The organism is Ensifer sp., assembly GCF_031989085.1.
In the GTDB taxonomy this organism is placed as follows: domain Bacteria; phylum Pseudomonadota; class Alphaproteobacteria; order Rhizobiales; family Rhizobiaceae; genus Ensifer.
The window spans coordinates 1,960,243-1,982,919 of record NZ_DALZXU010000001.1; the positions used below are offsets into that span (position 1 = coordinate 1,960,243).

General features: G+C 62.3%; 19 protein-coding genes. 11 read left to right on the forward strand and 8 right to left on the reverse strand.

Annotated elements, in window-relative coordinates:
- The first annotated feature begins 114 nt into the window (after positions 1–114).
- The 6 genes from RTP54_RS09510 (at position 115) to RTP54_RS09535 (ending at position 7,416) form a co-directional block, all read left to right on the forward strand.
- Complete coding sequence (locus RTP54_RS09510) at positions 115–2,037, forward strand: LTA synthase family protein (RefSeq protein ID WP_312362173.1); 1,923 nt, start codon at positions 115–117, stop codon at positions 2,035–2,037.
- A gap of 148 nt (positions 2,038–2,185) precedes the next feature.
- Positions 2,186–2,734, forward strand: a complete 549-nt coding sequence (locus RTP54_RS09515) for a DUF1003 domain-containing protein (protein ID WP_112804793.1) — start codon at positions 2,186–2,188, stop codon at positions 2,732–2,734.
- Positions 2,735–2,942: 208 nt separating this feature from the next.
- Positions 2,943–3,365, forward strand: a complete 423-nt coding sequence (locus RTP54_RS09520) for a TadE/TadG family type IV pilus assembly protein (RefSeq protein WP_112804791.1) — start codon at positions 2,943–2,945, stop codon at positions 3,363–3,365.
- 1 nt (position 3,366) lies between these two features.
- Positions 3,367–5,106, forward strand: coding sequence for a TadG family pilus assembly protein (locus tag RTP54_RS09525; protein ID WP_312362177.1), 1,740 nt, complete (start codon positions 3,367–3,369; stop codon positions 5,104–5,106).
- Positions 5,107–5,302: 196 nt separating this feature from the next.
- Positions 5,303–6,220, forward strand: a complete 918-nt coding sequence (locus RTP54_RS09530) for a hypothetical protein (RefSeq protein WP_312363218.1) — start codon at positions 5,303–5,305, stop codon at positions 6,218–6,220.
- Between the two features lie 155 nt (positions 6,221–6,375).
- Complete coding sequence (locus RTP54_RS09535) at positions 6,376–7,416, forward strand: MerR family transcriptional regulator (RefSeq protein ID WP_312362179.1); 1,041 nt, start codon at positions 6,376–6,378, stop codon at positions 7,414–7,416.
- 4 nt (positions 7,417–7,420) lie between these two features.
- Here the strand turns inward: RTP54_RS09535 and RTP54_RS09540 are convergent, their stop codons facing one another.
- Positions 7,421–7,819 carry a GFA family protein gene (locus RTP54_RS09540; protein WP_312362181.1) on the reverse strand — a complete coding sequence of 133 codons (399 nt, stop codon included), beginning with the start codon at positions 7,817–7,819 and terminating at the stop codon, positions 7,421–7,423.
- A gap of 124 nt (positions 7,820–7,943) precedes the next feature.
- On the reverse strand, positions 7,944–9,317 hold the full coding sequence (locus RTP54_RS09545; protein WP_112815725.1) for a class II 3-deoxy-7-phosphoheptulonate synthase: 1,374 nt from the start codon (positions 9,315–9,317) through the stop codon (positions 7,944–7,946).
- 734 nt (positions 9,318–10,051) lie between these two features.
- Between RTP54_RS09545 and RTP54_RS09550 the strand changes: the two genes are divergently transcribed.
- Positions 10,052–10,915 carry a LysR family transcriptional regulator gene (locus RTP54_RS09550; protein WP_312362184.1) on the forward strand — a complete coding sequence of 288 codons (864 nt, stop codon included), beginning with the start codon at positions 10,052–10,054 and terminating at the stop codon, positions 10,913–10,915.
- Positions 10,916–11,029: 114 nt separating this feature from the next.
- Here RTP54_RS09550 and gor read toward each other — a convergent pair whose 3' ends face one another.
- From gor to rpiA, 3 genes are all read right to left on the reverse strand, one after another.
- A complete protein-coding gene (gene gor, locus RTP54_RS09555; RefSeq protein ID WP_312362186.1) occupies positions 11,030–12,418 on the reverse strand; it encodes a glutathione-disulfide reductase in 1,389 nt (462 codons plus the stop codon).
- Between the two features lie 253 nt (positions 12,419–12,671).
- On the reverse strand, positions 12,672–13,220 hold the full coding sequence (locus tag RTP54_RS09560) for a DUF2059 domain-containing protein (protein ID WP_112804778.1): 549 nt from the start codon (positions 13,218–13,220) through the stop codon (positions 12,672–12,674).
- Between the two features lie 122 nt (positions 13,221–13,342).
- Positions 13,343–14,038 (reverse strand): ribose-5-phosphate isomerase RpiA, encoded by a 696-nt coding sequence (rpiA, locus tag RTP54_RS09565; RefSeq protein WP_112805274.1) that lies wholly within the window; start codon positions 14,036–14,038, stop codon positions 13,343–13,345.
- 221 nt (positions 14,039–14,259) lie between these two features.
- On the opposite strand from rpiA, the gene RTP54_RS09570 reads away from it, so the two are divergent.
- The gene (locus tag RTP54_RS09570; protein WP_312362189.1) at positions 14,260–14,937 is read left to right on the forward strand and encodes an HAD family hydrolase; all 678 of its coding nucleotides are present in this window, start codon (positions 14,260–14,262) and stop codon (positions 14,935–14,937) included.
- 227 nt (positions 14,938–15,164) lie between these two features.
- Here the strand turns inward: RTP54_RS09570 and RTP54_RS09575 are convergent, their stop codons facing one another.
- Positions 15,165–17,057, reverse strand: coding sequence for a murein L,D-transpeptidase (locus RTP54_RS09575; RefSeq protein WP_312362190.1), 1,893 nt, complete (start codon positions 17,055–17,057; stop codon positions 15,165–15,167).
- A 532-nt stretch (positions 17,058–17,589) separates the two neighbouring features.
- Between RTP54_RS09575 and fumC the strand changes: the two genes are divergently transcribed.
- From fumC to RTP54_RS09590, 3 genes are all read left to right on the forward strand, one after another.
- Entirely contained in the window at positions 17,590–18,981 is a 1,392-nt protein-coding gene (gene fumC, locus RTP54_RS09580) for a class II fumarate hydratase (RefSeq protein ID WP_162703192.1), read from the forward strand.
- Positions 18,982–19,171: 190 nt separating this feature from the next.
- Positions 19,172–20,242: a GGDEF domain-containing protein gene (locus RTP54_RS09585; protein ID WP_112804770.1), complete on the forward strand. Its 1,071-nt coding sequence runs from the start codon at positions 19,172–19,174 to the stop codon at positions 20,240–20,242.
- Positions 20,243–20,414: 172 nt separating this feature from the next.
- The gene (locus RTP54_RS09590) at positions 20,415–21,065 is read left to right on the forward strand and encodes a L,D-transpeptidase (protein ID WP_312362195.1); all 651 of its coding nucleotides are present in this window, start codon (positions 20,415–20,417) and stop codon (positions 21,063–21,065) included.
- A gap of 12 nt (positions 21,066–21,077) precedes the next feature.
- Here RTP54_RS09590 and RTP54_RS09595 read toward each other — a convergent pair whose 3' ends face one another.
- The gene (locus RTP54_RS09595) at positions 21,078–21,890 is read right to left on the reverse strand and encodes a M15 family metallopeptidase (RefSeq protein ID WP_312362197.1); all 813 of its coding nucleotides are present in this window, start codon (positions 21,888–21,890) and stop codon (positions 21,078–21,080) included.
- A 64-nt stretch (positions 21,891–21,954) separates the two neighbouring features.
- On the reverse strand, positions 21,955–22,563 hold the full coding sequence (locus RTP54_RS09600) for a pyridoxamine 5'-phosphate oxidase family protein (protein WP_312362199.1): 609 nt from the start codon (positions 22,561–22,563) through the stop codon (positions 21,955–21,957).
- Between the last annotated feature and the right edge of the window lie 114 nt (positions 22,564–22,677).

Genomic DNA, 22,677 nt, shown 5'->3' on the forward strand with positions numbered 1-22,677 from the left:
GTCCTCACGTCACGAAACCCTGTTTCCAATCTCCCTGAACAAACCATTCATCCCCTGTTCAAAATGACGGTCGTATGACAGTTACACGACACATTGATGAAATTGGAGAAGATGTTGGCTAATATCGATACAGCCGTGGCCAGGAGATCGGGAGTCTACGCAGCTAGACCCGGATTTGCCGCGCGGCACGCCAAGACGCTGACCTCCGCACGCAGTGCATTGTTTTCGCTCGCGATCGCGGCAGCCCTCGTTTTTGCGGTCGAGTTGATCGTGCGCCAGTCCATGGCAGACACGGTTGCCTATTTCCTCGATCCGACGCGCCCAGCCTGGACCACCATCGGCGCGTTCTTCCTCATCCTGCTTGCGATCGACGGCTTCTTCGGCCGTGAGCACAAGTCCGCCGTGGTGCTGGCGCCGCTGGCGATCATTCCGGCCATCATCTGCCAGCAGAAGCAGGTCTTTCTCTCCGACCCGCTCTACCCGACCGACTTTCTCTTCGGCCGCCAGATCCTCGAACTGATGCCGGTTCTGGTCAAGGACCGTCCGTGGACCGCCGTCGGCATCGCCGTCGGCCTTGTTGCAGCTGTTGCCGCGATCGGCCTGTTGCTGCGCTACGCCTGGCGCAACTTCCCCAAGTTGACGCGCCGCGAGCGCATCGCGCGCGCAGCCTTTGCGCTGCCGCTGCTGTTCGCCTTCTGGAACATCATGGACTACAACCAGTTCTCCTGGATCCGCGACCGCCTGAAGGTCATCCCGATCATGTGGGACCAGACCGAGAACTATCGCCACAACGGCTTTGCGCTCGCCTTCGCGATCAACCTGCCGATGGCCAATGTCAGCGCGCCCTCCGGCTACATGGCCGATGCGATCGACCGCATCCCGGTCAAGCCGCTGCCGGCCGGCACCTCCCATCGCAGCAAGCCCGACGTGATCGTACTGATGAGCGAATCCTTCTGGGATCCGACCCGTCTGCCGAACGTCAAGCTTTCGCCCGACCCGATGCCGACCATTCGCGAGATGCAATCCGGCAACGTGTTCTCACCCGAATTCGGCGGCATGACGGCCAACGTCGAGTTCGAAGCGCTGACTGGCTTTTCCAACGCCTTCCTGCCCTATGGCAGCATTCCGTACCAGCAGTACATCCGCAATCCGATCCCCTCGCTTGCCACCTTCTTTCGCGGCGAAGGCTATGTCTCGCGCGCCATCCACCCGTTCCAGAGCTGGTTCTGGAACCGCACCGCCGTCTACAAGGCCTTCGGCTTCGACACCTTCAAGTCGGAGGAGAACATGCCGCCGATGCAGAAGCGCGGCATCTTCGCCTCGGACGAATCGCTGACAGACGAGATCATCCGCCAGGCCGACGCCATGGACGATCCGTTCTTCTTCTTCGCGGTGACGCTGCAGGGCCATGGCCCCTATGAGGCCAACCGCTATGCCAAGAACACCATCAAGGTCGAAGGCAACCTGCCCGAAAGCGATCGCCAGGTGCTGGAAACCTACGCACAGGGCATCAAGGAAGCCGACGAAAGCCTGAAGAAGCTGATGGACTGGGCCAAGGAACGCGACCGCGAAACGGTCATCGTGCTCTTCGGCGACCACCTGCCGCCGCTCAACACAGTCTATACCAATACCGGTTTCATGAAGGGCGTGACCGCGGAGCGCAAAGGTTCGAAGGAGCAGATGAAGGCGCAACACGAAACGCCGCTCGTCGTCTGGTCGAACAAGACCGGCCCGAAGAAGAATGTCGGCACCATCAGCCCGGCGTTCCTCTCCTACCAGATCTTGAAGCAATCCGGCTACGAGCACCCCTACTACACCGGCTTCCTCGGCAAGGTGCACGACCAGTACCGTGTCGTCGACCGCTACATGCTGATCCGCAAGAACGGCAAGGACGTTGCCGAGTGGTCACGCCAGCCGAAGGTGCCGGCGCTGCTGCGCGACTACCGCTTCCTGCAGCACGACATGATGTTCGGCAAGCGTTACTCGACAGACCGTTTCTTCAAGTCGCACGCGGACCTCTACGCCGCCGGCCTTTAAGAACGCCAAGCCGCACGGAGCATCCATGCGCGCATAGACTGACAGAGCCGGACGGTCGCCCGTCCGGCTCGTTCATTTCGTCGATCCCGTTGATGTCTTCATTGAAATGATGCGCTAGATATTTCCGTATCCTTCCTCGGAGACAGACATGTCGCACATCAACGAAATCTCGCAGCATCTCTTCGGCAAATCAGTCACCGAACTCGGCGAAATCGAGCGGCGCATCCTGACGCGCGCCAAGGAACGGCGCACGGTCTCGACGGACACCAATGTCGAATTCAACGCCGAGCTGTCCGTCGGAGACCGGCTCGCCGACGCCATTGCCAGGGTCGGCGGCTCCTGGTCCTTCATCCTCGGCTTCTGCGGCTTTCTGGTCGTCTGGGTCATCCTCAACACCATCCTGCTGGTGGCAGGTGCCTTCGATCCCTACCCGTTCATCTTCCTCAACCTGCTCTTGTCGATGCTGGCCGCCCTGCAGGCGCCTGTTATCATGATGTCCCAGAACCGCCAGGCAGAGCGCGACCGCTTCGCCGCAGCCAAGGATTATGAGGTCAATCTGAAATCGGAGGTCGAATTGATCGCCCTGCACCACAAGGTCGATGACGTGCTGCTGCGCGAGATTGCCGAGTTGCGCACCGACATCGCCAACCTCAACCGCCAGCTTGCCCAATATCGGAACACACCGGATGTCGAATAGACAGCGGGAATGGGCACCGCGCGAAGGGCAAAAACCCCCAGGAATCCGCGCAATTCCTAATTCAATCACAAATATGCATTTTACAACAATAGGCTATTTCTAGCCATTGAAACAACCTATTCGCGTATCGAAAAATTAACACTTGAGGCGCACCGTTAAGGCGCAGGGACAGAAAAAAAGCAGTCACGGTTCGGTCGGAGTTGCTGAAATGTCCATTTTTACGCGCCTGTCTGGCAGCCGCGATGGCGCTGCCGCAATTGAATTTGCAATCATCGCGCCCCTCTTCTTTCTATGCGTGCTCACATTGATCGCCTATGGCATCTACCTGAGTGCTGCGCACTCCATCCAGCAGATCGCAGCCGATGCTGCGCGAACCGCGATCGCCGGGCTTTCCGAAGGCGAACGGGAGCGGCTTGCCACCGACTATATCCAGCGCACGACCATGGATCAGGCGTTCATCAAGCCGTCCCGAATGACCGTCACGGTCAAGGACGATGCGGGCAACGCCAACCAGTTCACGGTCAGGATCAAGTACGACGCGGGCGATCTGCCGATCTTCAACATGTTCACCTTTGCAATGCCGAACGAGAAGATCGAACGCTTCGCCACCATTCGCGTGGGGGGGATCTGAGATGACCATGAAGTTCCCATCCATGCGCCTGTTCGCACGAGCAAGCGATGGAAATATCGGCATCTCCGCCGCGCTCGTCATGCCGCTCGTCGTTGCCTCCATGGGGCTAGGCGTCGACTACGGCTACCTCACGGTCCAGAAGCAGGAGATGCAGTCGACGGTCGATCTTGCAGCGATCGCCGCGGCCGCCAGCGTGCCCTCGGCGGAGCAGGCCGTGCTCAAGCATTTCTTCAACAACAAGCTGAATTTCGCAGTCGCGACACCCGCCGGCCTGATGACGGTCGATGGCAAGGTTCTGCCGGCGGGTGAAGCCAGCACGGCGAAGGTCGATGGCGTCGCAACCATCACGCGCGGCCGTTATGTGCCCGACCCCAGCATTCCAGCCGGCAAGCGTTTCATCAAGGATGCCTCGCCTTCGGATGCGGTCCAGGTGCGCCTCCAGAAGAAGGGGCTTATCTTCTTCGCGTCCGTCTTCAGCGCGCCGCCGGATCTGAGTGTCATCGGCACGGCCGCGAGTTCCAAGATCGCGGCATTCTCCGTCGGATCCCGGCTTGCCAGCCTGAACGACGGCTTGCTCAACGCTATTCTCGGTCAGATGCTCGGCACCAACATCTCCTTGAAGGTCATGGACTACGAAGCGCTGATCAACGCCGACATCGATATCCAGCCTTTCCTGAAGATCGTCGCGACCAAGCTCAGCCTGACGGCCGCATCCTACGAGGACGTGCTCAACGCCCAGCTGACCATGCCGCAGCTGCTGTCGTCGATGCGGCTGTTCCAGGGTCTGTCGGGCACAGTCAACTCCGCCCTCAAGAGCATCGAACTCGCCACGGCGAACAACAAGAAAACCTTCACCCTCGCCCAGATCCTCAATCTCGACCCCAAGAAAGACTTGAGGATCGATGCCGGCTCCGACTGGGCGATGAGAGTGAGTGCGCTGCAGATCGTCTCGGCTGCCGCCGCCATCGCTAACGGCGAGAACCAGATCGCTCTTAACGCCGTTGCCGGACTTCCGGGCATTGCCTCGGCAACCGTCAAGCTGGCGGTCGGCGAGCCGCCAGTCCAGACACCAAGTCATCGTCTCGGTGCCCCGGGCGCAGCGGTGCGCACCGCACAGACGCGCCTCGCAGTTGAGGTGAATGTCGACGGCCTCGCCGCACTTGCGGGTATCCGCATCCGGTTGCCGATCTATGTCGAACTCGCCCACGCAGAAGCAAAGCTTGCAGACATCCGCTGCTACGGCGGCAAGCCGGACAACGCGGCCGTCGTCGTCGACGCCGTGCCGGGTGTTGCCGAGATCGCGATCGGCGATGTCAACCCGAAGGTGCTGTCGAGCTTCTCATCCGACGCACGGGTGGAGCGCGCCCGCATTGTCGACGCACTCGTCGTCAAGATCGACGCCATCGCCCATGTCGAGGCACAGAACCTTCAAGCGTCCCGCCTCACCTTCAGTCCGGCGGAAGTCGCCGCGCGTTCGATCAAGAGCGTTTCGACGAAGGACATTCTGTCATCGACCACGCAGACCCTGCTCAACAATCTCGACCTGAACATCCAGGTCCTGTTCCTGACGCTCGGCAGCCCGACGGTCCTGCAGCAGGCTCTCGCCCAGACGCTCGGCGCTGTCACAAAACCGGTAGACGATCTGCTCTACAACCTGTTGCTGCTGGTGGGCGTGCGGGTGGGTGAAGCGGATGTCAGGGTCACAGGCGTCAAGTGCCAACCTCCTGTTCTGGTCCAGTAAGGCGTCCCCCAAAACACGAAAAGGGCCGACAGCGGAAAATCCGTTGGCGGCCCTTTCGAACAAAATGATGGGTTCGCACGTTATGGGCAAGGTAGAACTGCTACAAGCGGTCGGGTTGAGTGATATCGAGGCAGGCGCGGTGCGGGATCGACCCTCGCGGCGTGTGCGACAGATCGTCGGGAGACGTGCACAACAGATGCATTGGGTGGCAAAACAGGGGGATGCTGCGCCGGAAAAACCGCCCGCCTTCACGGCGGACGGGATTTTGCGCAATCCGCTTTTACGCGAAACGTTGCAGATCAGTGCCCGCGACCTCATGGCGGTCTACGACATCTTTCCCCGCGTCGCCCGGCTGGTGGCCTCCCACCAGAAATGGATGCTCTCACAGGCGGCCTTTGCCCTTCATCTCGAGCGCGATCCATCCCATCCCGATTCGGGCATAACGGCTGCACGTCTGCTGAAATTCATGCGCGATACCGGCGGCGCCAGCAGAAACACCGCTGCCGCTTTCCTGTCCGAACTGCTCGCCTACAAACTCCTGCGGGATGTAAGCGGTGAGCGGACGAACAGGAAGGTTCGCCCTCTCGAGCCGACCGACGTCAGCGAAAGTGCGATGATGCGGTGGTTCATGAGCCAGATGGGCACGCTTGACCGTCTGGATGGCGGCAACCGGCTGGAGCATGTCGAGGCGGATATCTCGGTCCTTTGGCGCACGCAGCCGATCGCGGCTCGGATGCTCCTGTCCGACAAGAGCTGGAGCGTGCCGCCCGAAGGCGTCGAGATCTTCGTTTGGACCGAATGCGGCGGCTTGCTGCTCGATGACCTCATGGCCCGTCCGAAAACCTTGACGCCGGTCGACGGAAAGGTCTGGCTGGATCTCAATCTTGCCGAGCTTGCGACGCACTACATGATTTCCAATACCCATGTGCGCAGGCTGTTTACCAAGGCGCAGGACAACGGCTTCATCGGCCGGGCGAATGACGGCGCGCGCGGCCGCTTCTGGATGAGCGCGGGCCTGGTCGATATCTATTGTCGGTGGCAGGCGGTCAAGCTTGCTGCACTCGCCAACGCCTACGAACGTGCCACGCAAGATGCGGTTCGCCTGCTGAAGTAGGCACGTGTCCGCGCTGCAATGCGTCACGTCCGGCCAGCCCCTTGCGCGCCCATGCGCCCGGCGTTCACGCCCCCACCACATTTTTGACCTCTCCGGTTGACCCGTCCCCAGGGGCAGGAGCGATAAGGACTGCGGCCAACAGGACGAGGTGATTCGTGAAGACCCCCGCAGAATTCTTGAACGCGACCGAGGCTGCCAAACGGCTCGGGGTATCGGTAAAGGCACTGCGCCTCTATGAGCAGCGCGGATTGATCGCCCCGGTGCGAACCTCGGCGGGATGGCGAACCTACGGGCCCGCACAGATGGAGCGCGCCCGCGAGATCGTCGCGCTGCGTTCGCTTGGTCTTAGCCTGGCAGAGATCGGGCGCGTGCTTGCCGAAGAGCGACGGCAGCTCGGCGCCACGCTCGCCGCGCAGCAGAGTGTGCTCGAGATACGGATGCATGACCTCCACGCGACCGTCGAGAAACTTCGCCGTCTGCGCCTCGACCTGCCGGCCGATCACGAGGCCGTGCCGGCGACGCTGGCGCAGATGCAAGCGCAATCACCGGAAACCGGCCCAGGTCTTGCGCTCGAGCTTCCGTGGCCATGGGGCGGAGAGACGTTCACCCTCAATGGACTTCACCCGTTGACCTACATCACCGGACCACTCGGCAGCGGAAAGACACGCCTCGCCAAGGCGATCGCCACGACCCTGCCCGGATGCGCTTTTGTCGGGCTCGACCGCCTGGAAGAGACATGCCGCCTGTCAGCCACCCGCCGGCTCGACGAGGATGCCGCGCTGCGGTCCCGGATCGGGACCACGGTCGCGCGTTTAGTGGACGACGGTGCCGTCGCGTCATCGGCGCTGATCGTTCTGCTGTTGGCGCTCGAGGCCGACGCCAGCGCATTCGTCATCGATATGGTCGAGCAGGACCTCGATGCTGCATCGCAGACAGCGCTGATCGGCCATTTGCGCGACGGTCGAGCCGACAGGCGCCCCATATTCATGCTGACGCGCTCCAATGCCATCCTTGATCCTGGCGCGCTCAGGTCGGGCGAAACCATCATCCTGTGCCCCGCCAACCATAGCCCGCCGAGCGAAGTCGCGCCCTATCCCGGAGCTCCGGGCTTTGAGAGTGTCGCCCACTGCCTTGCGTCGCCTGAAGTACGGGCGCGCACGCAAGGCGTCATCGCCTGGCGCGCTGGCGTGGCCTGACCACTCACGTCCGCCCGGCGTCGAACTTCGGCAGGCCGTCGTCGATATCGTAGAAGTCGCCCTTGTCGGCGCAGAAGATGTGGTAGCCCGGCTCGAGGTCCGTCGGCGTTTCAAAGGCACCGGCCATGATCGACGTGTATTCGCCACCATCGGATTTCCAGAAGAGCGCCGATCCGCATTGCCGGCAGAAGCCCCTGCGGGCGCTTTCGCTGGAACGGTACCAGGTCACATCCTCGGCCCCTTGCAGCTCCAGATCGCGATCAAGCACGTTGGTGGCAGCGTAATAGAGGCCCGTCTGCTTGCGGCACTGGCTGCAATGGCAAAAGATCAGCTCGCGCAGCACACCGTGCGTCTTGAAGCGTACCGCCGCGCAAAGGCAGCCGCCGCTGTGAATATCCGCCATGGTCCCCCGACCTCCCAGAAATGAAAAATGCCGGACCAGCTTTGCGAGCGGGCCCGGCATTGTCAATTTCATAGCAGACGACCGACAATCAGAAAAACTGAAGCGTCGGGCGCTGGGGGCTTGATCAGCCGTTGACGACCAGCTTCTTCTCGTCGCGGCCGCCCTTCATGCGCTCGGCGAGCAGGAACGCCAGTTCCAGCGCCTGGTCCGCGTTGAGGCGCGGATCGCAGTGCGTGTGGTAGCGGTCGGCCAGATCGTCGCCCGAAAGCGCGCGAGCGCCGCCGGTGCACTCGGTCACGTCGTTGCCGGTCATCTCGATGTGGATGCCGCCCGGATGCGAACCTTCCGCACGGTGGATCTGGAAGAAGCTCTCGACTTCCGACAGGATCCGCTCGAACGGACGGGTCTTGTAGTTGTTGAGCGTGATCGTGTTGCCGTGCATCGGATCGCAGGACCAGACGACCTTCTTGCCTTCGCGCTCGACCGCACGAATGAGGCGCGGCAGGTGCTCGGCGACCTTGTCGTGGCCGAAGCGGCAGATCAGCGTCAGGCGGCCGGCTTCGTTGGCCGGGTTGAGCAGATCGATCAGCTCCAGCAGACCGTCGGCCGTCAGCGACGGGCCGCACTTCAGGCCAAGCGGGTTCTTGATCCCACGGCAGTACTCGATGTGGGCGTGATCAGGCTGGCGGGTACGGTCGCCGATCCAGATCATGTGGCCCGATGTTGCGTACCAGTCACCCGAAGTGGAATCGACACGCGTCAGCGCCTGCTCGTAGCCGAGCAGCAGCGCCTCGTGGCTGGTGAAGAAATCGGTCTCGCGCAGGCTCGGATGGTTCTCCGAGGTGATGCCGATCGCCTTCATGAAATCCATCGTCTCGGAGATCCGGTCGGCGAGCTTGCGGTAGCGCTCGGCCTGCGGGCTGTCCTTGACGAAGCCGAGCATCCACTGGTGCACGTTGTCGAGGTTGGCATAGCCACCCATCGCAAAGGCGCGCAGCAGGTTGAGCGTCGCGGCGGACTGGCGGTAGGCCATGATCTGCCGCTCCGGATCCGGAACGCGCTCGGCTTCGGTGAAATCGATGCCGTTGATGATGTCGCCACGGTAGCTCGGCAGCTCGACGTCGCCCTGCTTCTCGATGTTGGACGAGCGCGGCTTGGCGAACTGGCCAGCGATACGGCCGACCTTGACCACGGGCTGCTGGGCGCCGAACGTCAGGACGACGGCCATCTGCAGGAAAGCGCGGAAGAAGTCGCGGATCGTGTCGGCACCATGCTCGGCAAAGCTCTCGGCGCAGTCGCCGCCCTGCAGCAGGAAGCCGCGGCCTTCGGCAACGTTGGCAAGCGCGCTCTTCAGACGCCGCGCTTCGCCGGCAAATACCAGCGGCGGATACTTCGCAAGCTTCGCTTCGGTTGCCGCAAGAGCTGCAAGGTCCGGATATTCCGGCACCTGCTGAATGGGCTTCTGCCGCCAGCTATTCGGGGTCCAAGTCTGTGCCATTTCGATCACCTGTTGTCTGCCGCGGATGATTGCCCGCGCGGGTCGCGCCCTGACGGCCAATGTGAGCCGCCCGGTATTCTGAAATTTCACTAATCTCCGCGCGTACCGCCTGAACGCCAGGCCGTCCCTGGCCAGCCGGAAACGCCGCAGAATGCGGGCTTATAGACGTTAAGGAAACGCTTGGAAAGTCATTCCGCCAGAAATCATTGCTCGCCGGAGCACACATCGCGCAAGGATATGACCTCGGGACGCACGATCCCGAATCCCGGCATCACCGCGACGAAAGATTTATGCGCCATTTCAACGGGATACTGCCCCCTCGGCGCGGCATTCCGTCGGACTTGCGCGGTGGCCGACGACCGCTCCGCGTCGTGCCTCTTGCGTTGGCACGGCCCGTGTCGGACGCGATTTCGCACGGCTTCCGCCCGGCGGCAGGCCAGACGACAAGAAAGACAAGATCGCAAGCGCCCAGCGCAGGCCATCCCATTCCGGTCGGTCCAGCGGATCGTCAAGGCTCTTGGCTTTATCCCGGCGACTGCCCAGCAGATGTGTCGTGCCGATGAGTGCCCATTGTTCATGCATGGTCTCGCCTCCTTTGCGTTGAGACAGGACGAGACCTAATGTCTGGGTCGGACCCGTTGTAGGCACAGCGCTGAAAGACGTTTTTCATCCGCGAACGCAGCGAACTCCGGCAATTGGCGCTAGGAGGAGATCGCGATCATCAGGGAGAGCATATGGCCGAGGCAGCCTGGGACGATCTGAAACTGTTTTACCATGTCGCGAGCGAAGGTGGGCTGAGCGGCGCTGCCATGCGGACCGGCCTGAGCGCACCGACCATCGGCCGCCGCATGCTCGCACTCGAACGGGCGATCGGCAGGGCACTCTTCATCCGCAGCCAGCAGGGTTATCGCCTCGCACACGACGGTCAGATTCTGCTTGAACATGTCCGCACCATGCAGAACGCCGCCGACAGCATCACGGACTGGCACCGCGACGCCTTCGCCCTGCCGATCGTATCGGTAGCAGGCGATGCCTGGGTATCCGGCTTCATCGCCGATAACGCATCCGCACTTCGCGGCCGCGGCGACGGCTTTCGCTTCTGCTGCAAGCAGGTGGATCGCGGCTTCGACCTCACTTTCAGACAGGCCGACGTCGCCGTGCTTCACGAAAAGCCCCGCTCCGGCAACGTCGCCGTGCGCCGGTCGGTCAACCTCGCCTACGGCATCTACCGCGCTGGAAACATGCCGGACCGCGAAGACTTTCCCTGGATATCGATCGGCACGGAGGCCGCCTGGACTGCCGCCGACAAGTGGGTCTTCCAGAACCATGAGCAACAGATCCACACCTGGACAGACAGTCCTTCCCTTTTACTGCGGCTGATCCGCAATGGCGCCGGGCGGGGCATCCTGCCCGCCTTCGTCGGCGACGGCGACCCGCTGCTCAGGCGCGAAGGGGGTTTGGTCGAGGACCTGACGCATCCGTTGTGGATCGCCGCAAACGATGACGACCGGCATCGCCCGGAAGTGCGCTCGGTCATCGAGCGCCTGGCGGACCTGTTCAGGCGGGAAGAGCCAAGGTTCGCCGGCGTGTTCGCCTAGTGTGCCGCGCATCGGCATGAGCGCCGCAAGGGCACGCTCACCCTTTGATGCCTGCCATTCCCAAGAATTCCCTGCCTCAGGTCGTTTTCACCTGAGGCAGAATGTCCGAGGCAATCAGACCCGCTCGCCCTTGTGAAGGCGGTAGGTCGGCGCGTACATCGTTACCAGCTCTTCCGAGGCAGTCGGATGAACGGCCATCGTCCGGTCGAAATCATCCTTCGTGCAACCCGCCTTCAGCGAGATGCCCAGCAACTGCGCCATCTCGCCGGCATCGTGGCCAAGGATGTGGGCGCCCAGAACCTTGCTGTCGGCGGCGTTGACGATCAGCTTCATGATCGTCTTTTCCTTCCGGCCGGAAAGTGTCGCCTTCATCGGCCGGAATTCGGCGCGATAGACCTCCAGGTCATCGAACTTCCGTGCGGCCTGCTCTTCGCTGAGGCCGACGGTGCCGATCTCCGGCTGCGAGAAGACCGCCGTTGCGATCAGGTCGTGGTCGGGCGAAACAGGGTTGTTCTTGTATTCGGTCTCGATGAAGCACATCGCCTCGTGGATCGCGACCGGCGTCAACTGCACGCGGTCGGTTACGTCGCCAAGCGCGTAGATGCCGGGCGCGCTGGTGCGCGAGAAGGCATCGACGATGATCGCACCACGCTCATCGGTCTTCACGCCTGCGCTTTCAAGCCCCAGCCCCCGGGTGTTCGGCACACGACCGAGCGCCAGCAGAATCTGGTCGACGGCGATTTCGCCATGCTTCATCGTCTGCGCCACGCGCTTGCCATCGGCATCGGTGGCAACGGACTGGATGATGTCCTCGCAAAGGATCCGGATGCCCTTCTCTTCCATCGCCGCGTGCAGGCCGCGACGCATGTCGTGATCGAAGCGCGACAGGATCTCCTTGCCGCGGTAGATCAGCGTCGTCTCGACGCCGAGGCCATGGAAAATATTGGCAAACTCGACCGCGATGTATCCGCCGCCGGCAATCAGGATCGATTTCGGCAGTTCGGCCAGGTCGAAAGCCTCGTTGGACGAGATGCAGAGTTCGTGGCCCGGCAGCGCATCATGCGGCGTCGGATGGCCACCGACCGCGATGACGATCCGTTCCGCCGTGACGGTCTTGCCGCTATCGAGCAGGCGCACCGTGTTCGGGCCGACAAGTTCGGCACGCGTGCGCAGGATCTCGGCGCCCGCATTGGCAAGCCCCTTCTGGTAGAGGCCTTCGAGGCGCGTGATCTCCTGTTCCTTGGCCGCAACCAGCTTTTGCCAATCGAAACGGCTTTCACCGACCGTCCAGCCGAAACCGGCCGCATCCTCGAAATGTTCGGAATACTGCGAGGCATAGACGTAGAGCTTCTTCGGCACGCAGCCGCGAATGACGCAGGTGCCGCCGTAGCGGAACTCTTCGGCGATCGCCACCTTCTTGCCCATGCTCGCCGCCAGCCGACCGCTTCTGACACCGCCAGAACCACCACCGATTACGAAGAGGTCATAGTCGAATGCGGGCATGGCGTACTCCTGAAGGTCGTGCAGACTGCAATTGGGATTGTAAGGAGCACCGTGCGACCGGCTTTGGCCGACAGCATGCCCCGCTCGGGGCAGCCCCGTCGCAGGCACATATAGTGTTGCACTGCGGAAAAAGAAAAGCCCGGATCGCTCCGGGCTCTTCAAAACGTGATGATCGTGTCGACATGACGCAAGAGCATGCCTGCTGCGCTCTTTCGAACGCGCGGCGCTCATGCCCGCATCAACGCGCCCCGGATTATTGGGCAGGCGTCGCCGGCGTGCCTTCGACGAGCGCAGGAGCCGAGGTGCCGACCTTGGCGTCGAGCGACTTCGTTGCTTCGGCATTGAGGTCACGCGAAACGCCGGATGCCCAGATGTCCGCCGCCTTCAGCAGTTCGCGCGAAGCGATCGGGCCGTCGTTCAGAAGCTTCTTGCCGGCGGTCGAGCTGTAGAACTCGGTGATGGCGTTCAGCTCTTCGAGGGTGAAGGTCTTGGCGTAGATTGCCGCCGCTTCATGCTCCAGGTCGGACCGGCGGGCAGCGAGAGCCAGGGCCTTTTCGTCGACGGTCGCGGTGATCAGTTCCTGGAAGTTCGGCGAAGCCTGGATCAGCGTGTTCTTCAGACGCTCGGCAAGGTTCGGCAGGATGTTGTCGAAGTTGTTGGTGACGCCAAGCGCGGCGATGGTCGCACGAGCGGCCTTGATCTGGGCGTCAGAGACGTCCTGGGCCTGGACCGCCGGAATGGATGCAGAAAGGAGAACCGCGGTGGCTGCGAATGTGCGGGCAAGACCTGCGAGTTTGTTCATTTTTATCCATGCTCCTGTGTTTGTCGCATGCTGCCCGGGCGATTGCCGCCGCCAGGCCCGCATGTGTGGTAACCTGTTGCCTTTGCCGCTCCCTCGTCCGTAACGGACCGCGGGAAGCAGGCTCACGATGCGGTCAGAATGCGTGCCTCTTCCGGTCCGGCGATAATCGCAAGCGATGCGATACCGATGAAAAGTCCGTGCTCTACGACGCCGGGAATGGCATTCAGCTCTCCCGCGAGCGCATCTGCATCAGGAATACGGCCAAAAGATGCATCAAGAATGAGGTGTCCACCATCCGTCTTGAAGGGGCCGTCGCCGGAATTGCGCACGGAAATATCGCCGGAAAGACCGAGCCGCGAGGCGACCTTTTCGATGGCGATGCGTGTGGCGACCTGACCGAAGGGATTGACCTCGATCGGCAGCTTGAACGCGCCGAGAACATCGACGACCTTCGATTCGTCGGCGATGACGATCATGCGCCTCGATGCAGCCGCGACGATCTTTTCGCGCAGCAGCGCCCCGCCGCCGCCCTTGATCAGCCGCAGCTGAGCATCGACCTCGTCGGCACCGTCGATCGTCAGGTCGAGCTCCGGGAGCTCGTCGAGCGACTTCATCTGCACCCCGAGTTCCAGGCAGAGCCGTGCCGTGCGCTCGGATGTCGGAACACCCTCGATGCGAAAGCCCGAGGCGACCTTTTCGGCCAGCAGACGGACGAATTCCTCCGCCGTCGACCCCGTGCCGATGCCGAGCCGCATACCGTCTTCGACATGTTCCAGCGCCGCTGCCGCGGCTTTGATTTTCATTTGGCGGGCGTCCATGCGCCAGTCGCTCCCTTTTTTCACCGGAAAAGACATGCGGTCGCCCGCCATCTCCGTCCGTTTTCCGCTGAGACACTTACACGGCCAAAGCCGCAAACAAAAGCCAAAATCAGGCGTTCGGCCCGGAATCCTGACCCCGCCCCGCGCACACTCGCCATTGCATTCCGACGCAACTTCGCCTACCCGAACGGCAACGCTTCCCGCTACGCGAGGTTCATCTGTTGTCTTCCCCCATTGTCGTCTTCGATCTCGACGGAACCCTTGTCGACACGGCCCCGGATCTGGTGGCGAGCCTCAACCATGCGGTCACCCAGGCCGGTGTCGAGCCGGTCACCTATCGCGACCTCACCCACCTCGTCGGCCACGGGGCCCGCGCCATGATCGAGCGCACCTTCGCGCTGCGTAACATGCCACTCGACGAGGAGGCGCTGACCTGGCAGATGAAGGAGTTCGTCGACTTCTATCATGGCTCCATGCCCGGCGATTCCCTGCCCTATCCCGGCATGCTCGAAGCGCTCGACCGTCTGACGGCGGCGGGTTTCAAGCTGGCGGTCTGCACCAACAAACCGGAAATGCTGGCAAACCGGCTGCTCGAGCGCCTCGGCCTCATCGATCGCTTCGCCGCGGTCTCCGGCGGCGATACCTTCGAGATCCGCAAGCCCAACGCCGATCATCTGCTGCGCACGATCGCCAATGCCGGTGGCAGCGCCGCGCACTCGGTGATGGTCGGTGACAGCCTCAACGACATCCTGGTCGCCCGCAACGCCGAGATCCCGTCGATCGCCGTGCCATTCGGTTACTCCGACGTTCCGATCGAGAGCCTTGAACCGACCGTCATCATCCGGCACTTCGACGAACTGACGCCGGCGCTGGTGACCGGACTTTTCAACGGCAAGTAACAGGCGGCGCGCACCGCAGCCCGGCATCGATCGACGCGAACCGCCGCTGATCCAAACGGACGAATGCCGCCCTGACGGGATGGACTTCGTCCGTCCGCGCTCGTGCATCTGCGCGTCTTCTTCCTTGCAGCCGATCGACAGAACGAGAAAGACCCCGGGAGAAGCTCCGCGGGGTCTTAATGCATTGCTTGATGGTGGGCGCCAATCTGTCGGCGCCACCCGAAGCCTTACCCCTCGGCGCGACGCGCGTTGCGGGTCGCCTCGAAGGCGCGGTTCATGTACATGTCGCGATCATAGACATCGTCGAAATATTCGACGGCGCCATCCTTGTTCGGCCAGGCGGTGAAGTAGGCGACGTAAACCGGCACCTTCTGCGGCACCTGCAGCGCCTTGTTGCGGCCGCCATTGATCTCCTTGCCGACATCCTCGACGCTGGTGCCCAGTACGGCCGCCGCCATCCGGCGCGGATCGGCAAGACGCACGCAACCGTGGCTCAGCGCGCGCTGGTCGCGCTTGAAGAAGCTCTTCGAAGGCGTGTCGTGCATATAGATCGCATGCGCGTTCGGGAACAGGATCTTCAGCTCGCCAAGCGCATTGTCGCTGCTCGGCGGCTGGCGCACGGCGACGGAGGCGGTCGAACCATTCCAGTTGACCGAGGAGGACGGCACCGAGCGGCCGCCGACTTCCACCTGATAGCCCATCCGGTCGAGATAGCCGGGATCGCTGCGCAGCTTCGGCAGCATCTCGTTGATGATGATCGACTGCGGAACGCCCCAGTACGGGTTGACCTCGACGGTCTGGATCTCGTCCTGGAAGAAGTAGGTCTGGTTCGCCTTGGAGCCGACAACGACGCGCATCGAGAACTGTTCGGTGCCATTGTCGGTATAGGAGGCGGTAAAGGCCGGCTGGTTGATGAAGACGTAGCGGCTGCCGAGACCGTCGGGCAACCAGCGCGCCTGCTCCATCGCGACTTCCAGCTTGTTGATCTTGGCGGCCGTGCTGTCGCCACCCGTGAGGATGCGCAGCGATGCCTGCCCGACCACGCCATCGGCCTTCAGGCCATGTTCCTTCTGGAAGGCTTCGACCAGCGCGACAAGCTCAGGCGTATATTCAGGCGTCCCCTGATAGGCCGCCAACACGTCCGCATGATCTGCCTTCAGCGTATCGGAACCCTTGATGCGGATGCCGGCGACGATGTTGGCGAGTTCCGGATTGCTCTGGCCCGGCTTCAGCAGCGTGCCCGGCGCAATTTCGACGCGCTGTTCCACACCCTTCTCGGCACGAAGGCGCTCAAGCTCCACCGAAAGAGCGGCGAACTGAGCGCTTTTCGGGTTCTGATCGTTGATGAGCGTGGCGACATCGGCGCTTGCGGACATCTTGTCCAGGAACGCGCCGAGATCGACGGTCTTGCGCTTGAAGTCGTGATAGCCGGAGATCTTGTTCGGATCGATACGGCCGCGCACCGTGTCCTGTACGTAGGACAGCGTTGCGATCGACAACGAGACCTCGAACTGAACGAGTTCCTTTTCACGCGCGATCATGTCGCCGCGGTCGAAATCGTCCGAAGGCACCTGAACGGCATAGTCCTGCGGATCGAGACCGACCTTTGCCGCGTCGGCAAGAACGGCAATCGCCGCCTTCGCCCGCGCGCTCACGCCATTCGCATCGATCCAGACGAAGTCGGAACGCGATCCGTAATGGGTCTCGATCGCCTTGGCCACGTCAGCGGTCGCGCGCACCTTGATTTCAGGCATGAACTGGCGGGCATCGTTGAGCGGCGCACGCAACATCGGCGGCAGCGCCCCGTTGCGCACGGAGCCGGTGACGACCGGATCGAGCAGCTTGTCGGTCGCGACCCAGCGCAGCGCGTCCGCCTTGTAGGTATAGTACTGCGGACCCGTGACCTTCGGCAAAGGCCTGGATACCGTGTTCTGCTGGGGCTCGACCATGGCCCCGACGCCCGGGAGTGACTGCAGTTGCTGCTGCTGGGGCTCGGGCTTCTTCCTGCCTGCGCGGATGAAATCGCCGAGCGTGAAGGCCGAAGCCGGCCGTGTATCCAAGGTCGCGATCGCACAGCCGCTCATGAGCGCTAGAATCGCTGCCGTCTTAAAAATTCTCATGTGAAACTGCGTCCCCGTATCGCGTTGTCGCCGAACTCGGCTTTAGCCAATTCCTCGCCACGCCCTCGTGCTCCAAAACTTATAGAAAAGGATGGTGAATGAAAAGGAAACGCGCAGCGCCGAACAGGCATCAAACCACCTCAAAGTCGCAGGATAACCGCTTCATCAACAGGACGTTCCAAGGGCCGTAAAAATTTGATTTGCATCGACATTACTTCGCCGCCGTGAACCTTTGCGGGCGGAATGGCGCGTTGCGGTCATCATGGAAGGTCGCGAATGTGACTGAAACGCCACAAGAAATCCGCATGCGGCCTGACCGGGGCGAATCACCCAGCGCGCGGCAGCCCGCGCCGATCGCAACGGCATCAAGGCCTTTGAAACGATTGTAGCATTGCGCGTACCGGAACCACCTCTTTACAAGCCTTGCCAGCCGGGGCAGAGAGAGGCCCGGCACCTTGGGGAGGGACAGCCGGTTACGGCCGCGTCCCCTCGCCCAAACTTCATGAACCGCATGACGAAGGCAGGGATCACGATGACATCGACGCGCACGGAAACAGATACGTTCGGCCCCATCGAAGTGGCAAACGATCGCTACTGGGGCGCCCAGGCCCAGCGATCCCTCGGCAACTTCAAGATCGGCTGGGAAAAACAGCCGGCCTCGATCGTGCGTGCGCTCGGCATCGTCAAGCAGGCAGCGGCCCGCACCAACATGGCGCTCGGTCGCCTCGATGCGACCGTCGCCGATGCGATCGTCAAGGCATCGCAGGAAGTCATCGACGGCAAGCTCAACGAGCATTTCCCACTGGTCGTCTGGCAGACCGGCTCCGGCACCCAGTCGAACATGAACGCCAACGAGGTCATCTCCAACCGGGCGATTGAAATGCTCGGCGGCGTCATGGGCTCGAAGAAGCCCGTGCATCCGAACGACCACGTCAACATGAGCCAGTCGTCGAACGACACCTATCCGACGGCCATGCACATCGCCTGCGCCGAACGCGTGATCCATGACCTGCTGCCGGCGCTGAAGCACCTGCACCAGGCGCTCGAAGCCAAGGTCAAGGCATTCGACCACATCATCAAGATCGGCCGTACCCACACCCAGGACGCCACCCCGCTGACGCTCGGCCAGGAATTCTCCGGCTACGCAGCCCAGGTCGCATCCTCGATCAAGCGCATCGAGATGACGCTGCCGGGCCTTTGCGAACTGGCGCAGGGCGGCACGGCCGTCGGCACAGGCCTCAACGCACCGGTCGGCTTTGCCGAACAGGTCGCCGACGAAATCGCCAAGATCACCGGCATCGCCTTCACCACGGCGCCGAACAAGTTCGAAGCGCTCGCCGCCCACGATTCCATGGTCTTCAGCCACGGCGCGATCAATGCCGCAGCCGCCGCCCTGTTCAAGATCGCCAACGACATCCGCTTCCTCGGTTCGGGCCCGCGCTCGGGTCTCGGCGAACTGTCGCTGCCTGAAAACGAACCGGGCTCCTCGATCATGCCGGGCAAGGTCAACCCGACCCAGTGCGAAGCGCTGACCCAGGTCTGCGTCCAGGTGTTCGGCAACAACGCCGCCCTGACCTTCGCCGGCAGCCAGGGCCATTTCGAGCTCAACGTCTTCAATCCACTGATGGCCTACAACTTCCTGCAGTCGGTTCAACTGCTGTCGGACGCGGCCGTTTCCTTCACCGACAATTGCGTCGTCGGCATCGAAGCGCGCGAAGACAACATCAAGGCGGCGCTTGACCGCTCGCTGATGCTGGTGACGGCGCTGGCGCCGAAGATCGGCTACGACAATGCCGCCAAGATCGCCAAGACCGCGCACAAGAACGGTACGACGCTGCGCGAAGAAGCTGTTGGTGGCGGCTACGTCACCAATGAGGAGTTCGACGCGGTCGTGCGTCCGGAAACGATGATCAGCCCGGCCTGAACCATCCATCCGAGCCGCGATGCCCAGACGGGGTGTCGCGGCTCGTCTCCCGCCGACCTCCAGGGAGCAGCGCATTATCTGCGTTCAGTCGAATTGTCTTTGCTTCAGGAAGCAATCATTAAGACTTCGCAAATCATTTGCCCCTAAAAATCAGTACTCGTAAGCAATAAGCAATATTGGGAGTTTGCGGATGCAAACGGCCACTTCTGGAAAGACGCAGGCTCCGGATATCGCAGCGCAGGTCACCCATGCGATGCGCATGATGGGCGTGTCGCCTATACCGCGAAATTACGAGCTTTATTACGAAGCCTATCTCGGTTCGAACCCGCAGCTGTCCAAGGAGCTCGCAGCACTCGGCAGCCGTGCGACCCAGGAAGAACTCGACGCGATCGGCGCACAGTATTTCAGCCATATCCACCGCTCGACAGGCATCGAGCGCGCCCACACCAGTCTTGCCGCCAAGCTCGCCGAACTGGTCAATTTGCTGAAAGACGAGCAATACGCGCTTGAGAACTACAACAAGGTACTCGACGAAGCCTACGTCAACATAACCAGCAAGAGCGCCTCCAGCGCCGACATCCTGCGCCACGCCATCGGCATCCTCACGGAAGCGACTGCCGACACCATGAGCCAGGGCAAGGAACGCGTGCAGACCGTGGTGCAGAAGTCCTTCGAGATGGAGGTCATCCGCCAGGAACTCGACGAGTACAAGCGGATCGCCAACACGGATTCCCTGACGCGCCTCGCCAACCGCCGCGCCTTCGACGACAATCTGGCCGCCGTCTACAACAACGATCACCAGAAGAATTTCACCGGCCTGCTGGTTGCTGATATCGATCACTTCAAGAAGGTGAACGACACGTTCGGCCATCCGGTCGGCGACAAGATCCTGGCAACGGTCGGCAGCGTCATCCGCGCCAATGTCCGGCGCGATGCCTTCGTCGCGCGCACCGGTGGCGAAGAGTTTGCGGTGATCTTGAACGACAGCAGCCAGGAAGAATGCCTGCAGGTCGCCGATCGCATCCGCACAGTGCTCGCCGGCACGCCGTTCCGTAATTCGAAGACCGGGGTCAACTATGGCCCGATCACGCTTTCGGTCGGCGTCTGCATGGCGACCGCGGCCGAGGATGCTGTGGACCTCTACAACAAGGCCGATATCGCGCTTTACTCGGCCAAGAATGCCGGCCGCAACAAGACCATGCTGTTCGAGGACGGCATGCGCAAGGAATCGGGCCGCAACTGGCTGATCTACAGGCGCTAGCCTGAGGTCAGAAACGTTTCGTCGAATGGCGCCCATCGGGCGCCATTTTCGTTTCGTCGCCGCGTTCCCTTGGAAACAGCCGGATCGGCCTGCAAACGCTACAACCCTGACAACAGGGAACAACGGCTACGAAAAGCGCGATCGGTTCCCACAATCCGAAGGGGGACCCGTGATGAAGCGCATTCTTGCAGCCATTGCAGCAACGTTTTTTTTCGCCGGACCGGTCGCCACCGTCCACGCCACCGAAACCGGGCAGGATCCGATCACCGTCGCCTCGCTCGACAGCAATGCCGGCAGTGTCGGTTGGCTGCAGGTGCTGTCGCAAGGCGGCACGCGGCACAAGGCCAAGCGCGGCGACATCAACCAATCGCCGATCGCCCGCGAACTCGTCGCCTTCAATGCAGCCGCGGCCCCCGGAACCATCATCATCGACAATTCCGAACGCCGCCTCTACCACGTCGTCGGCCGTGGAATCGCGGTCAAATACGCCGTCAGCGTCGGGCGCAAAGGCTTTCTGTGGACTGGCACCAACACCGTCAGCCGCAAGGCCGAATGGCCGACCTGGGTGCCACCGGAAGACATGCGCATGCGCGAAGCCAGGAAGGGCAAGGTGCTGCCCGCCAGCATGGAGGGCGGCATCGATAATCCCCTCGGTTCGCGCGCCATGTATCTGGGCTCGACGATCTACCGCATCCACGGCACCAACCAGCCCCTGTCGATCGGCAAGGCGATGTCTTCGGGCTGCATCCGCATGGCCAACGAGGACGTCGAGCACCTCTATGCCAATGTCGAGATCGGCGCGAAGGTGATCGTGCGCGACTGAGTAGCCAAGATGTTACCGGCAGGTGGAAGCGCCCGCCTGCCGGGCGATCGCAATCAGCTCCGGCCGATATTCGAAATGCATGGTGTCGAAATGATACCAGCGCCCGCCCCAGATAAAGCCGTGTTTCTCGAAGACGGCGACGATCTCGAGCGGATAGCGGTTGCGATATTGCACGGCCCTGCCCTTGGCACCACCCGCCCAGCGCCAGTAGTCGGCAAAGCCGGTGTTGAGATCGATCGCAGCGCCAAAGCTGTGAACCGAAAGCGTGCGCGCGCCGGCGATGGTGCGCCAGTTGAAGGTCCCGGCACTTGGGATGAGATAGCGCTTGAGTTTCGGTCTGGAAGCGAGTTCCGCAGCCACCGCCTGCAACGCTTTGGCAACGCCGTGCCTGCTGGTCACCCTGAGGCGCTCCCCGAACCAGTCGATCGCCACGAGATCGCGTGCGACCGTATCTGCGCTGCCGCCATAGAGACGCTTCATCAGGGCCTCGTTGCGGATGCGTCCCGGGTCGAAGTCGCGCGGCGGCCGCATGTCGCATGCGCCCAGCGGATAGATCTGGGAAAGACTGTCCTCGATATCGCCTGCGGCAAGCTTCTGCGCATGCGTCTTTTTTCGGCCATCGTCGATCGGCAACGCCGCGCCGCCGTCGCGCAGGACCAGGTGACCATCGCTTGCTCCGGCAATCGCATCGGGATAGGCGCCGGCAAGCAGCTCGAGCCTGGCGGCCAAGGGCAGCTCGGTCGCAACCGCCACACCGGCAAACGTCGAAAGAAGCAGAACGGCCGCGCCCAGGCCTGCGCTTGCACGAACATGTCGCATCGCCATTCCACCTCCCGGCTTGCGTCGCCGCGGCGACACGCTCGGCCGGACGGGTCCGGCCGGGTCAAGCCTACCACATGGTCTTGGCAGCGCGCTCTGGCCATTCGCGATCATAGGTGTCGCGGTCGAAATCCGCCTTGGCCGCTTTCAGCAAGGCGCCAGGCGTCGGTAGCGCGGACGGGTCGATGAAGCGTTCGGGGTTCCAGATCTGCGAGCGCATCAACGCACGCGCGCACTGGAAATAGACCTCGCCGATGGTGACGACGATGACGCTGCGCGGGTTCTTGCCGTCGACCTCGAAAGATCCGGTCAGTGCCGGGTCGATGCTGACGACGGCCGTGCCGTTGATGCGCATGGTGGTGTTGGATCCCGGCACCAGGAACATCAGCGCTACCCTTGGATCGCGCACGATGTTGGCAAGCGAATCCACCCGGTTGTTGCCGCGCCAGTCCGGCATCAGCACGGTCCGGTCATCGGCGACCCTTATGACGCAATGGTCATCTCCGCGCGGCGAACAGTCGAGCCCCTCCGGCCCGACGGTCGCAAGGGCCGCAAACGGCGATGCCTCGATCATCTGTCGGTACTCGGCGGTGAGCGCCTTGGTGACCTTCGCCACCGACGCCTCGCTGCTGGCGCCGTAGAGCGCGTTCAATTCCTCGACCGAAGTAATGACCGTCATGCCGTCCTCTCCCGCAAATGCCCGCTCCCGCTGGATCGAAGCGATCCTTCGACCGATAGCATGACGGGCTGATGACGGCATCAGTGAAATAGACCGGACCGGACCGTAGCCAGG